This is a genomic window from Delftia sp. BGA-UO-ETr-SB1 (assembly GCF_059567865.1).
Genome location: NZ_JCAQOW010000006.1, coordinates 1,602,873 through 1,616,292, shown reverse-complemented (window position 1 = coordinate 1,616,292; position 13,420 = coordinate 1,602,873). Strand labels below are relative to the sequence as shown.

10 protein-coding genes are annotated in these 13,420 nt (G+C 60.5%); 2 read left to right on the top strand and 8 right to left on the bottom strand.

Annotation, left to right across the window (positions count from 1 at the left end):
• From AC57B5_RS26090 to AC57B5_RS26065, 6 genes are read right to left on the bottom strand one after another with little or no spacing between them, the layout of a single operon-like run.
• A complete protein-coding gene (locus AC57B5_RS26090; protein WP_496400608.1) occupies positions 1-492 on the bottom strand; it encodes a type IV pilin protein in 492 nt (163 codons plus the stop codon).
• Positions 489-5,348, bottom strand: a complete 4,860-nt coding sequence (locus tag AC57B5_RS26085; RefSeq protein WP_496400607.1) for a pilus assembly protein — start codon at positions 5,346-5,348, stop codon at positions 489-491. The genes AC57B5_RS26090 and AC57B5_RS26085 overlap by 4 nt, the downstream gene beginning before the upstream one ends.
• Before the next feature lie 17 nt (positions 5,349-5,365).
• Positions 5,366-6,043, bottom strand: coding sequence for a pilus assembly PilX family protein (locus AC57B5_RS26080; protein ID WP_454706657.1), 678 nt, complete (start codon positions 6,041-6,043; stop codon positions 5,366-5,368).
• A 51-nt stretch (positions 6,044-6,094) separates the two neighbouring features.
• On the bottom strand, positions 6,095-7,165 hold the full coding sequence (locus tag AC57B5_RS26075) for a PilW family protein (RefSeq protein WP_496400606.1): 1,071 nt from the start codon (positions 7,163-7,165) through the stop codon (positions 6,095-6,097).
• A 4-nt stretch (positions 7,166-7,169) separates the two neighbouring features.
• On the bottom strand, positions 7,170-7,817 hold the full coding sequence (gene pilV / locus AC57B5_RS26070) for a type IV pilus modification protein PilV (RefSeq protein WP_496400605.1): 648 nt from the start codon (positions 7,815-7,817) through the stop codon (positions 7,170-7,172).
• A 3-nt stretch (positions 7,818-7,820) separates the two neighbouring features.
• Positions 7,821-8,423: a GspH/FimT family pseudopilin gene (locus AC57B5_RS26065; protein ID WP_496400604.1), complete on the bottom strand. Its 603-nt coding sequence runs from the start codon at positions 8,421-8,423 to the stop codon at positions 7,821-7,823.
• 190 nt (positions 8,424-8,613) lie between these two features.
• Between AC57B5_RS26065 and AC57B5_RS26060 the strand changes: the two genes are divergently transcribed.
• A complete protein-coding gene (locus AC57B5_RS26060) occupies positions 8,614-10,392 on the top strand; it encodes a phospholipase D family protein (RefSeq protein ID WP_496400603.1) in 1,779 nt (592 codons plus the stop codon).
• 13 nt (positions 10,393-10,405) lie between these two features.
• Here the strand turns inward: AC57B5_RS26060 and AC57B5_RS26055 are convergent, their stop codons facing one another.
• Positions 10,406-11,395: a tRNA dihydrouridine synthase gene (locus tag AC57B5_RS26055; RefSeq protein WP_486641322.1), complete on the bottom strand. Its 990-nt coding sequence runs from the start codon at positions 11,393-11,395 to the stop codon at positions 10,406-10,408.
• 225 nt (positions 11,396-11,620) lie between these two features.
• On the opposite strand from AC57B5_RS26055, the gene AC57B5_RS26050 reads away from it, so the two are divergent.
• Positions 11,621-12,151, top strand: a complete 531-nt coding sequence (locus AC57B5_RS26050; protein WP_313234590.1) for a hypothetical protein — start codon at positions 11,621-11,623, stop codon at positions 12,149-12,151.
• 28 nt (positions 12,152-12,179) lie between these two features.
• Here the strand turns inward: AC57B5_RS26050 and AC57B5_RS26045 are convergent, their stop codons facing one another.
• Positions 12,180-13,391 (bottom strand): methyltransferase, encoded by a 1,212-nt coding sequence (locus tag AC57B5_RS26045; protein ID WP_313234589.1) that lies wholly within the window; start codon positions 13,389-13,391, stop codon positions 12,180-12,182.
• Positions 13,392-13,420 lie beyond the last annotated feature (29 nt).

Genomic DNA, 13,420 nt, shown 5'->3' with positions numbered 1-13,420 from the left:
CTACTTCCAGCAGTAGTTCAACGCGGCCTGCAGGGTCGCGAACTGGCTACTGCTGTAGTCCTTGAGCTCCTTGCGCCCATACTGGTCAAGATAGAAGTCCCCGCAACGATCCCCGGCCATGTTGCTGCCGGCCTTGCGCACAGCCTTGAGAGAGTACACGTCACGTACATCCTTTGTTACCACCACAGAGACCTCGTACAGCGCCCCTCCCTGCCCAGGCGCAGGTGAAACCGAGAAATACTTAGGGAACTGCTCCTTGTCCGTGACCGCGACACCCGCGCTATTTATGTCATATCTGAAATTCTCCGAATAGAAACGTTCCATCCACTGCTGCGCGGAAGAGATCATCGCACTCACTTCGGCTCGCTTCGCCTTCGCTACATACTCCTTATAGGAAGGATAAGCAATGGAGGCCAGAATGGCAGCAATTGCCACAACAAACATCATCTCGATCAAGGTGAACCCTTGTTGAGGGGAAAAACGCTTCTTCATTGATTGGTCCTCAGCCCCGGAACATCACGCCACTGCATGCGAGGCGACGTGCTGTAGCACATGACGGCATCCGCATTGCGCCCGATCGCGCGCTTGGCCAGTTGGCCCGGCCCGCAGGTCGGAGGTTTCTCGCACTTGTCGCCCTTGCAGGCGCAATTGGGGTCACCGGCCTTGCACTTCTTGTCAAACGGCTTCTTCGAGCGGTCATTCACCACCTTGATTTTCTGGTCACCGATCTCACGACCGGCAATGTTCACCTTATTTGCATTGACCACCATCGTTCCCTGCACATTGCGCTCTGCACGACCCGAAATGGGGTCGATGGTGTACATGGTGGCATTCGGGGTGTCCGAACACTGGTTGGTCCCGGTCCTGGGCCTCACACCCACCATGGTCATGACCCCGGCATCCAGCGAAGGGTCGGACAGCACGGCTTCTGCAGAGCCCGGCAATGCCATGACCCAGCCATTATTCTTGCTCCAGTCCAGTTCAAGCCCAGATGCCAGATAGACATTTCCAGCGCTGTCACGCGTATAGGTTCTCGTCACCAGCGTACTGTCGTCTGCAATCGCGCTGCCCCGATCCCAGATGCCATAGACTTTCTGGGTCACCCCTGCCGCCGGGAAATCCCCAGTCTCAAACGCATTGCCCGTGCCGAACATCACCATGATGCCGCCACGGCCCATGAACATGGTCCGCGGCGCCGTGGTGATCGGCAACGGTGTGATCGTGGTGGTATTGCCATTCACCGTGGTCTGCACGGCGCGGAAGAGCTTGTAGGCCACACCCCATTTGGCACCCGTGGGGTCAGAGAGATCAAACTTCCACATGTTGCCTTTGAGGTCGCCGGCATACACCACGTCCGCCGTGCCGTTGCCATCCACATCTTCCCAATGGGGCATGGACAGGCCGTTGCCCGAGCCGTCGTCCACGACGAACTTCGTGTACCGGCCGCTCCAACTGCCTGCCGTAGGCCCATCCATGTACAGGATGAACAGCGCTGCCTTGCCGTTGGTGGACTTGTTGCCATTGCCCAGCAGCAACGCATACTTGCCGTTGTTGAGCTTGACTACCGGGGCCGGTTGGTTGGTCGCGGTATGGATATTGATTTCGCCCGTGATGTAGCCCAGGTCCGCATCATCATCCGAAGTGAACTGCCACTTGAAGATATTCGCAGCGCCGGCCTCGGAGAAGGTCGATGGATCCGTTGCCGTGACATCCAGGGCGAACACGGCGCGTCCACCACGTCCCAGGGACGAGAAGGCGTAGGTCTTCCAGACAGGATCCTCAGCACCTGAGTCCACCTGGACATCGGCAGTGAACGGATTGCCGTCAACATAAGGCCATGCGGTGCCAGAGGGCACTGTTTCCGACGATCCCAATGTGAAATTGGCATTGTTGAGTTTCGTGCGGCTGCTCGTTCCGCGTTGCAACGGAAGCTCGGCCAAGCGATTGGCCAGCGCACCTGGCACATAGGCCAGCAATTCGACACCCGTATCGGCTTTGAATGCATGCAGCATGCCGTCGTTGGCAGCCACCCACAACACCTTGGGCCGCGCACTGTTATCGTTGTAGTACTTGGCGTAGCTTCTCTTCGGGTCGTCCACGACAAACGCCCTGGGCCGATCCTGGATCCAGGGCGATCCATTGATGATAGGCCCAAGGAGAGTGGACCCGCGCTGGCGCAGGGCCGTGGCGCCCTCTTGTGATTGATCACCCCGGACATAGTTGAGCGCCACCTGGGCATTGTCTGTCGACAGCTTGTTGACGGAGGCCGTCGTCATCTGATCCTTGTAAGCCGCAGGCAACGAATTCCAACGGAAGGGAACACCCACGCCACCACTGTTCGTGATGATCTTGCGCCGGTCACCGGCCGCCGCTGTTTTCAGCAGCATGCCGGCTTCCCAGGAATAAGCCGTGCTCACATTGCCGTCGTCATCCACCTTGTAGGCTTCCAAGGCGCCTGAAGAAGTTGCGCTGTCGAACTTGGCCACATACTTGAAGCTGCCAACCGTGAACTGCGTGGATGAAACCGCCGGTGCAGCATTCGAATCCTTGGCCACCGCTTCGAGCACACGCCTCAACTGGGATTCCAGCAACTCCGGCCTGCGAGCCAGGAAGTAGCCATCGGGAACGCCATCAGCACCAGCCGTGCCATCGCTGCCCACGCTGTCCCAGCTGGACTGGTCCGGCGGCATGCTCAGGGTACGGTAGGTTCCATCGGCGAGCTTTTCGCTGGACTTGAAATATCCGTACTTCGCGGCATACCAGAGCGGGTCCTTCACCAGGGCATCGGTCTCTCCGACCATGTTGAAGGTCTTGGTGACCAGGAAGTCCCTATTCTTGACCGTGCAATAAGACGGCAGAGTAATTTTTGAATTGTCTGCAAATATGACCGATCCGTCGCCCGTCACATTGCAGACAGTGGTGGCATAGGTTTCGTTGGTACCGAACTTTGTGGCGCGGTAGGTAGGGTCGCCACACAGGTATTCGGAGGTTGCCGGCATGTTGGACAGGATGCCGCCGCTATTGTGCTGGTGGGTCAGGTAGCGACCATTGGCCGAGACCCCATTGTTCTGGACACCAATCACACTGAAGCCATGGGTACCTGCAGCGCCACCGCAGACTCCGGGAATATCAGTAGTGATCGAGATATCCCAGCCAGACGGAGACTTGGGGTTGGGAGTAGTGTCGTAGCGCACATAGCCCGTGATATCCATGTCGTAGTCACCGCCCATCAGGATGTCGTTCCACGTCACGATGAACGCACCATACATTCCCTTAACGTTGTTCGGCCCGGAGCTGATGGAAGCAAAGGTCAGCGGTGCACTGACGGCACCATTGTTCTGCACGCTCTCGGGGGTGATGTAGACATACTTCGTGGGATTGGTTCCAGGGATGGGTACGTCGATACGCGGAGATCCACCGGTCAGCGATGCCGCCATGGTGCGCACCTTCAGCGCATTTTCCACATTCGCCAGATCGGAGGGCGGATTGCTCACAGTTCGGATCTTGCTGGTGTTTCCGTAAAGGGCTGCACCGGCAACCTGATAGGTTCCACCCATGGCCGGCGCCTCGGGGCAGATGCCGTTGACGTTCGACAGCTGGCCAATGGTTTTGGCAGAGCAAGAGTTCTTGTCGTCGTTGGTGGTCAGACCCTTGCCCGAGACCGAGCCCACCGAACGCAGCGAACCCGCAAGCCCTTCGGCAGTGCCGATATTGTTGACATAGGAGTCCAGGCTTCCACTGCGATTCGACAAAGTGGTGAAGGGGGTATCTGCTTGGCCATCGAAACTCAACGCATTCGACGAGAAGGCGAGAATATTGAGCGGTCGGCAGATGGCATTGCCGTACTTGGCTCTGGCATCGGTATTGGCAAGCGTGTCTTCCCATTTCACAACAGGAAGGCCTGCATTGCTGTCATTCGAGGTACTGCTGGGATTGGTGGGCGAGGGCGCGGAGCCGTTGTAGGCATAGTATTGCAGCGCCTGGACCACCATTTCCCCTATGGGATTCCCCCAGGCCGGCAAATCTCCATCGGGAGATCCACTGGGATTTTTGCCACTTCCGTAGGAGGTTCCATTGCGACCATACAAAATGATGGAGTCAAAGGTCTTGATGGCACCCTTGCCTGTGTCCCGGGTATCCACTTTCGCAGAGCAACCTGCGCTGGCACTATGGCAAAAAACCCCGGTATTCCTATTGATCTCGTCATCCAGGTCGCGAATATTTTTGCGCAATGCCCCGGCCGTATGATTCATATCATAACTACCGGTAATAAGTCCAAACTCCACACGAGCAGCAGAGTTGCTGCTGCTGGGATAGCCAAACTCCTGCAACAAGCCATAGGGTTTATAGTTTCTCGTGGAATCCGCCGGAAACGGCTGGCACCGCTCATCCCCCAGGAGATTGGGATCGCAGACCTTGACATTGACATTCAGGTCTGGCCCTATACCGGAATAGGTGGCGCCATCATTGACTCGCGACGGTATCTTGTCCTCATGCTTGACACCGCCATTACCTTTGTCGACGTCGCCATAGAATCGTGCGAGTTTTGGACCAAAAGTACCAGAATTATAATTATCAGGCGCATCGCTCCAGCGGCACAGCTTGATCTCCACCGTGGACCAGAACCTGACATTGCCCTTGACCAGGCGTATGACAGGCTGCGAAGCCTTGGGGTCTTCGCTGCTGCCAGTGACGCACATGCTCAGCCCGGCATAATCACCTTTATTCACACCCGTTGCCTTTTTCAGATTATCTGTACTGAACGGAGTATATTTTCTGATGTCATCGCCTTTGTAGTATTTGACAAAGGAGTGCGCGTCTTGTACCAAGCGGGATCCCATGAGAATGGTTGACCCATCTTTATCTTCACTGCGGTATCCGCCATACAGCATCTTGCGCACTGTATCGAGCCGGGTCATGGTGGCCCAGTTGAGAAAATTCCCGCTCCAATAGGACTGACTTGCTGAACAGGTATAGCTGGTCTTCGTGACGGAATTCACCGTCGTCACATCCTTGTTGGCAAGCACCTTGGGAACAAAGGTTCCGCTTTCATAGGCGTAGCATTTTGTGGCGTCAAAATATCCGTAATACTTGAACGTGGGAGTGAAGGTGGTATCGATGACACCATCACCATCCAGGTCTTCGAAGTCCGTATACACCGGTCCGAACAACGTATGGTCCTTGGATGCAGTTAGCATCACCATAGGCTTGTTGGCCGTTGTGACGATATTTGGAGGAACTCCTTCGCGCGGCGCAGAGACATCTACCGGCGTGGCTCCAATGCCCACATACGCAAATATCGCGCATGCCCCCCCCAAAGAGAGCAGAAATGATTTTGTTTTAGTCATTTATTCCTCGGCCTTCATCAAGGAAAGTAAATCGTCTGCAAAACGACCTGTGTACGCTGAGAGTATCCAAAGCCCCGCGCAGTAACTCTATACATGTAAGACCACTGGTTTGCGTTCTCTCCAGAAGAAGTCACGCGGGTTTCGTCGAGATTCATGCGCACATGCTTGCGCCGAAAAATCTCGATCAGATATTCGGGTTGCTGGGCAACACCCGTAATCGGGGCCACACCCGTATAGGTTCCCAGTGGGACACCACCAGTGAATCCTGTGCAGTTGTTACTATTCACAGGCACACGCCCAGGCTTGGAACTCGGAACATCATTCCAAAGACCACCCTTGTTGGTGGGCCACCATGGCTCGGCCACTGTAGTATTGCGTTCAGAAGCCTTGGTCCAATCGGTCAGACCATAGCTGGAGTCTTCCTTGGCACACAGACCGGCATTGCAGGTAGCGGAAAAATCATTGGGGTTGATTTCATCCGTCTGGCGCGAGCAGGATGCATTATCCCGTGCGGCCATGGTAGGCGCCATGATATCGCGCTCCGCATCCCGCAATGCAGACTCGGCCGCCTGCCGCGCGGCCTCCTGATCAAGTTGGTTGCGGGCCATCCCCTCCGACAATGTGGATTGCTTGACCATCCACAGCGTGATGCTGGTGATTGCAACCAACACTAGCATGACCATGACCAAGGCCATTCCGTGCTGGCTTTGTTTTTTGATTGCTCTTGGCGCAGACATATTTCCGACCTAGTAGCTTTGCTTCAAGCCATTGCGTACGCCAAACACCTGCACAAGCCGGGTGTATGTTTCCCCAGAAGGCTGTTGCTTGGTTACTCCCTGGCAGTTCAAATACGTTTTCTCACTCCCCTTCGCATCTCCAATACGTGTCCTTCCTTGAAGTGTTTTTGTCAGGATACAGGCCCTGACCGCCACCACGCGCTGCCAACCTGTCAGCATCTGGCCATTGATATTCACCCTATCCAACCCATTGACCTCAGTGGCAGTATAAAATTTATCGGGATTCAATGTCTTCTCTGTCGAATAGACACCATAGGAGAACTGCATGTCTTCTATCCCAGACAGCAGCGACTGGTAGGCATCGTCATCAGACGCTCCCTGGGGGCTTTTCCCGTTTCCGCTGCACACAAGGCTTTTTGTCTCGACCTCGGCACGCCCGATATAGGCTTTACTGAGCTGAAGCGTATAGCGGTTGGAGCCGAACAGCGGCAGCCGCGGCGGACTGCCATCGACAACCGCATCACCGCTGGCACTCTTGTTGCGCTCCAGATTGCTGGGATCCTTTGCAACATCCGTTCCGGTACAGTCGAAACGAGAGCCCGACGCCCCCCCCATCGCATCTGCGGTGAAATAGTTGATGACCAGCGTATCTGCCGCACCATCTTTTGCATCATCGCAGGCACTGCTGGACGGTTTCAACTTCGCACCATCACAGCCATAGATTCCGGTTTGGAAAGCTGCGGGAGGCCAATTGACTTCAGGATTAGCCCAATCAGTGACAGCCCGTTTTGTGGCGGAAATAGGCGGATAGGTGTCATACATTCCCGTCTGCGTGACATCAACCGGAATAGGTTTGGAAGGCGCCGGATAGAATCCGGCATTCATGATGGCACGCCCCAGCATCTGCATGGCAAACACGCCGGTTTCGTTGCTTGCCGTGTTGCGGTCCAGCACACGCTGAGAGTCGCTCGAGGCAATATAGACATAAATCGCAGCCGCCATGATCATCAGGCTGATGGCCATCGCGACAAGCAGTTCGACCAAGGTCAACCCCGATTGGGATCTGCGTTGATATTTCATGGGGTCAGGGCACAAAGGAGAAGCGGGAACAACGCACCCCTTCAGGGGCCTTGGCCTCTTCAGGACAGCAGCTCTGTTGCGCCATACCGGTCTGCTGTGCATTGCATACCGGCGCCTTCTTGAGGGTGATGGTCGAGGTACCGTCGCTCGCGGTGGCCTTGTCAGTGAGTTCTTTGTCGAACCACATGAGGGTCAGAAGCACGCCAGTGCGCCTGTCCCCCGACAGCATGGCAGCCCCCTGGGGTATGGAATCACGAAGTTTCTGCCGCCAGATCTTTACATCGTAATCGGCCCGCTCCGCCGTGGTGCAGATGTCAGTCACGCAGTTCTTATTGGTCGTTATGGATTCGGTCTGCTGGGTTGCCCAGTCCGAAGCAATCACGTACAGCGAATCGTCCTTCTCGGTTCCGGGCTGCAAGAAGTTGGCCCCTGCAGAATCGGCATTAACCCGGATTCTTTCCGACAGATCGAAGACCAGACCGGTCATGGACGCACGCGCCATAGTGTTGATTCGGTACTTGGTGGTGGAGGCCTGCAGTCCCGCCACGCCCAGAAGGCCGATGGACAGCACGACCAGCGCCACCATCATTTCCACCAGGGTCAGCCCCCTGGCGATCCTGCGGTCAGCAATGGAGGAGAGCGGCATGGTCATGTCTCAGAAGTTGCTGCATTTCTTGTCGCTGGGAATCAATCTGGAACGCCCTTGGGCATCGATGCAGATATTGACCCCGTAGCTCTTGGTGTAGGTGTTCTGCACATCTTTGTAGAGCAAGCTGAAGTTGGAGGAGCTGGGAAGCGACGGAGCGCCGGAGGCGTTGAACATCATTTTCCGTACCGGTGTGTCATCCGTGGAGTCCAGCAGAATCTCGCCACCGCTGCCCACCTTGGCAAAGATCAGGTCATTGCTCGCGGCAGGCGCGCCCCGGCTCGCGTCACAGCTGGTATTGAGGAAGGCAATCCAGCCGACCTGCCAGTTCTTGCCTGCGACCGTGCAAGCAGGTGCTGCATCGGCTGCACTGCTGCTCATGCACAACGTGACGCAGGTGTTCCTGCTCACTGCCTCATTCCTGGAACGCAGAATTCCACCCGAAAATTCGCTGGCCACGCCATTCATCCGGTTCTTCACGATGAACTCGCTGATCGACGGCGCGGCCAGCCCGGCCAGAATGGCTGCAATAGCCAGCGTCACCATGAGCTCCATCAAGGTGAAGCCGCTGTGCCTGGGCCGCGCCGAAAACCAATGCTTGCATTTAGCCATACGTTATTGTCACGGTTCTCATCTGCTTACAAGTGACCGCTTGGCGGCGCCGACGCGCCGCCGATCCGGGCGACGGACGGGTCTGGCAGGCGAACGCTCCATTTCGGCGACGCCTGCCCTGCAGGGGACATGACAGAATCCTTGACGGATCTCACAGCAAACCCGGACAGCCCACCAACCGAAGCGCGCCATGCCCCTGCGATCTCCCCCCCTGAGTTGGCTTCGGCCCTGGCTTCTTTGCATTGCGCTGGCAGGATGCGGCGGCCTGCCCCAAGGCGTGGACCGGCATGTCACCAAGGCATTGGATTCCCCGCAGAACACCTCCTTGGGCCAGTTGATCCAACAGCAGCGCTCCGAGGCGGGAAGCAAGCAAACCTCCGCCTTCACCCTCCTGTCCGGCGCCCAGGCGGCCTATGGCGCCCGGCTGGCACTGGTCGAGGGAGCGCAGCAGACGCTGGACCTGCAGTACTACGCCATCCATGCCGACGAGAGCACGCAGCGCCTGCTGCGCGGCGTGGTCGAGGCAGCCCGGCGTGGCGTGCGCGTGCGCGTGCTGCTGGACGATTTCCACAGCACGGGCGCGAATGCGCAGGTCATGCGCCTGGCCTTTGTGCCGGGTATTGAGATGCGCATGTTCAACCCCCTGGCGGGCGCGCGCAGTTCGGCGCTGGGCCGCGCTTATACCTTGCTGACCGATTTCCAGCGCGCCCAGCAGCGCATGCACAACAAGCTGTTCATCGCCGACAACGCCATGGGCGTGATCGGGGGGCGCAATCTGGGCGATGCGTATTTCGATGCGGACAGCGCCAGCAATTTCGTGGACCTCGACGTGCTGGCGGCGGGGCCGGTGGTCAGCGACCTGTCACGCAGCTTTGACAGCTATTGGAACAACCAGCGCGCCTATCCCGTCCAGTCGCTGATCAGCCTCAAGGAACTCAAGCAGTTGCGCGAGCGCTTTGCGGGCGATGATGACCAGGCGCAGGAGGAGGACCCCACACCTGCCGTTCCCCCAAAGGAGACAAAGGCAGATGACCAGACGGCCGAGCAGCGCCGGATCATCTGGGACCAGCAGCCCATGGATTTGCGAAAGGCTCGCTGGACCTGGGCATCGGCCGCCGTGCTGGTAGATGAGCCCGCCAAAATTCCGTTGGACAGGGATGACGGCCCAGGCTCCATCACAAGCGCTGGCACGGATGCGTCCGCACAGGCCAGCCCCGCGCCGAACGGCCCGCAGGCCAGGCCTGCCGGCACGCTGTCCATGGGCCAGCCGGCTGGCGCCCTGCGCCAGGCGGCGCGTCCGGTGCTGGAGGCCGATTCGGTGGTCGATGGCCTGCTGGCCCTGGTGCGCAAGACCCGGCGCGATCTGCTGGTGGTCTCGCCCTATTTCGTGCCGGGCCCGGACATGATGGAGGCGTTTCGTGGCGCACGGCAACGCGGAGTGCGCGTGCGCATCCTGACCAATTCGCTGGCTTCCAACGATGCACCTTTGGCCCATGCCGGCTATGCGCGCCACCGCAAGGCGCTGCTGGAGATGGGCGTTGAACTGTACGAGATGCGCAGCACGGCGGCCAGTGTCCGCTCTGCATTCGGCTCGGGCAGCACGGGTGGTGGCGGTCCTTCCGGCTCGACAGGCGCCTCGCGTGCGATGCTGCACTCCAAGCTGCTGGTGGTGGATGGGCATTTGGTGGCAGTCGGCTCGATGAACCTGGATCTGCGCTCCCAGTTGCAGAACACCGAGATTGCACTGCTCATCGCCAGCCGCGAGTTCGGCCGCCTGGCCACGCAAAGCATTGACGAGGGCCTGCAGGATGGCAGCTGGCGCGTCGAGATCGACAAGGATGGCGAGCTGGTGTGGCGGGCCTCGGAAGACAGCGAGCGCGGTGACGAGCACAGCGAGCCCGATGCCAGCTGGGGCCTGCGCCTGATGCTCAAGCTCATTGGCCCGCTGGCGCCCGACCATCTGCTGTGACCGGCCGATCGCGCTAAAGCCCGGCCCACTCCTGGCGCCGCGCCAGCGCTTGCACCCACAGCGTGATCTCGCGCTGGTCAGTCTGCGTGCGCACTTCCTGGTAGGCCTGCTCGGCTTCGGGAAAGCGGCGGCGCAGCAGGTTCAGCCATTGCTTGAGGCGGCCTGCGCGCTGGCGCGGCTCCAGATCCTCGCAGACCATGTCCCAGAAACGCTGGACCTGCGGCACCAGATCGCTCCAGAACACCTGTGCTTCAACATGCTCTGCTGGCATCTGCCCGCCTTCCACGGCAGCGCGAATGGCCAGCGCCAGGCCTGGGTCGGCAACGATTCCCCGGCCCAGCATCAGATCGCCGCAGCCCGACTGCTCACGGCAGCGCAGCGCATCCTCCACCGTCCAGATCTCGCCATTGGCCACCACGGGCACGGTCACGGACTCGCGGATGCGCGGGATCATGTCCCAGTAGGCAGGCGGACGGTAGCCGTCGAGCTTGGTGCGTGCGTGGACGACGATTTCGCAGGCGCCACCGGCCTGCATGGCCTGGGCGCATTCGGTCATCAGGGTCGTGTCGTTGAAACCCAGGCGCATCTTGGCCGACACAGGCATGGCCGCCGGCACGGCAGCACGCACGGCCCCCACCACGCGCGCGATCTGCTCAGGGTCCTGCAGCAGCGCAGCACCGCCGCCATGGCGGTTGACCACCTTGGCGGGGCAGCCGAAGTTCAGATCGATTCCCTCCGGACCCAGGCGCGCCAGATTGGCCGCATTGGCCGCCATGCTGTCCGGGTCCGAGCCCAGCAGCTGCGCACGCACGGGCACACCGGCCAGCGTCCGGCTGCCGTTGTTGAGCTCCGGCATGGTGCGCAGAAACACCTTGTCGGGCAGCACGGTCCCCGTGACGCGGATGAACTCCGAGACACAGCGGTCTGCGCCGCCCACGCGCGTGAGCACATCGCGCAGCACGAAATCAAGCAAGCCCTCCATGGGCGCCAGCAACAGTCTCATCACCTATGTCGCGGGGCCTGCGCCCCGTCTTCCTGTTACAGATCAAACAATATTTCTGCGACCGGCATCGGCCGCCAGCCCCTGCAGATCAGAGCCCGCCCATGCGATGGCAGGCGATTGTGCGCTTGCCGCAGAGCACCGGGTGGACCAGTTGTCATGGCTTCTTCACGCCACGGTCATTCATGTAACGTGCAATCGGGGCTTGTCGGACTCCCTGCCCCCACCATGCTGCTGCAAAAAACCGCCAAGGCCCTTGAAGAGCTGCAGCCCGGCCGCCGCAGCCTGCCGCTGCGCGAGCGCTCGGTGCTGCTGATGGCCGATGGCCGCACCGAGGAGCAGTTGCAGCAGGTCCTGGGCGCACATGCCGGCGAACTGATCGAGCAACTGATCGCCAGCGGCCACCTGCAGCGCCTGGCTGGCCAAGCCGCCGCGTCATCGCCCCAGGCCCCTTCCATGGCACCGGCCGCTGCGAAGGAATCCACCCCGCCCGGCCCCGCTGCCACGCTGAATCTTGCCGGCACACGCATGTACCTGTTCGATATGTGCGAGCGCATGTTTGCCAACCGCCATGAGGACAAGGCCCAGGTGCTGCGCCATCTGCTGCGCGAGGCGCGCGATCTTGAGGCACTGCAGGCCGCCGCCCTGCAGCTGCTGCAGACCGTGCAGGAACATGCGGGCGACGAGCGCGCCGATGCCCTGCGCGAGCGCCTGCGGCATCTGCTGCCCCAGGAGGCAGCGACGGCACAGGGCGCCTAGACGAAACGAAGGGTGGACGCGCGCGCGATCAGCGCGGCGCCAGGCGCCACAGCGAGGTGAGCTCGGCGGCGCGTGCCGCGTGCAGCGGATCGGTGGAGTCCGCAGCCTTTCCATGGCGCGGGCGGATGTCCTCGCGGCCCAGGACCTGCAGGCCTGCGGCATCGATCCAGCCCAGCAGTTCCTCGCGCGAGCGCAACTGCAGGTGCTCGGCCAGATCCGACAGAATCAGCCAGCCTTCGCCGCCCGGCAGCAGATGTGCAGCAAGGCCCTCGACAAAACCGCGCAGCATGCGGCTGCCTTCGTCATAGACGGCCTGCTCCAGCAAGGAGCTGGCCTTGCCCGGCAGCCACGGCGGATTGCAGACCACCAAGGCGGCCCGGCCTTCAGGGAACAGGTCCGCCTTGCGCAGGCTCACGCGCTGCGCCAGACCCAGCCGCTGAAGGTTGTCCTGCGCGCAGGCCAGTGCCCGGTCGCTCAAGTCGGTGGCCACCACCTGCCGCACGCCACGGTGCAGCAAGAGGGCAGAAAGCACACCCGTGCCCGTGCCGATATCCCAGACCGCGGCGTCGGCCTGCTGGGCCACGGCGGGCAGGGGCGCCTGCGCCACCAGATCCAGGTACTCGCCGCGCACCGGGGAGAACACGCCGTAGTGCGGATGAATGCTGAACTCCGGCATGCCCGGCACGGCCAGGGCCACGCCCTTCTTGCGCCACTCATGTGCGCCCAGGGCACCCAGCAGTTCACGCAGGGGAACGATCACGCTGTGCGCACCCTGGTCGGCGGGAATCTCGCCCCAGGCTTCGCGACAGGCTTCGCTCCAGTCCGGCGCGCGGCGCAGGGCACAGTGCCAGCGGGTATCGAGCTCGATCATCACGCTGGACAGGATGCGCGCACGCTGCGCCAGTGCCTGGCGGTGCAGGTGGAAGGCGTGGGGAAAGACCGGCTTGGCGTCTTCCTTGCCGGCGCGGCGCTGGCGCGCCTTGGCGGAAGTCTCACGTGCGGGCTTGTCGAGGCGGCGGCCCAGGGCCGACAGCAACTGCCGGGCATTCTGGAAATCGCCGCGCCACAGCATGGCCTGGCCTTCGCAGGCCAGGCGGTAGGCACTGTCGGCGGCCAGGCTGTCGTCAGCGATGATGATGCGGCGCGGTGCGGTCATGGTGCTGTCCGCGCGCCACAGGGCAACCTGGGTGGCCTCGTGCTCCTGCCACTGCAGCAGGGACCAGTTCTGGGAAGAGGACAAGGCCTGCTGCTCCGTGAGTGATGGGTGGA

Coding starts and splice junctions, on each gene's coding strand:
- AC57B5_RS26090 (WP_496400608.1), bottom strand. CDS start 492: ATGAAGAAGCGTTTTTCCCCTCAACAAGGGTTCACCTTGATCGAGATG.
- AC57B5_RS26085 (WP_496400607.1), bottom strand. CDS start 5,348: ATGACTAAAACAAAATCATTTCTGCTCTCTTTGGGGGGGGCATGCGCG.
- AC57B5_RS26080 (WP_454706657.1), bottom strand. CDS start 6,043: ATGGCCTTGGTCATGGTCATGCTAGTGTTGGTTGCAATCACCAGCATC.
- AC57B5_RS26075 (WP_496400606.1), bottom strand. CDS start 7,165: ATGAAATATCAACGCAGATCCCAATCGGGGTTGACCTTGGTCGAACTG.
- pilV (WP_496400605.1), bottom strand. CDS start 7,817: ATGACCATGCCGCTCTCCTCCATTGCTGACCGCAGGATCGCCAGGGGG.
- AC57B5_RS26065 (WP_496400604.1), bottom strand. CDS start 8,423: ATGGCTAAATGCAAGCATTGGTTTTCGGCGCGGCCCAGGCACAGCGGC.
- AC57B5_RS26060 (WP_496400603.1), top strand. CDS start 8,614: ATGCCCCTGCGATCTCCCCCCCTGAGTTGGCTTCGGCCCTGGCTTCTT.
- AC57B5_RS26055 (WP_486641322.1), bottom strand. CDS start 11,395: ATGAGACTGTTGCTGGCGCCCATGGAGGGCTTGCTTGATTTCGTGCTG.
- AC57B5_RS26050 (WP_313234590.1), top strand. CDS start 11,621: ATGCTGCTGCAAAAAACCGCCAAGGCCCTTGAAGAGCTGCAGCCCGGC.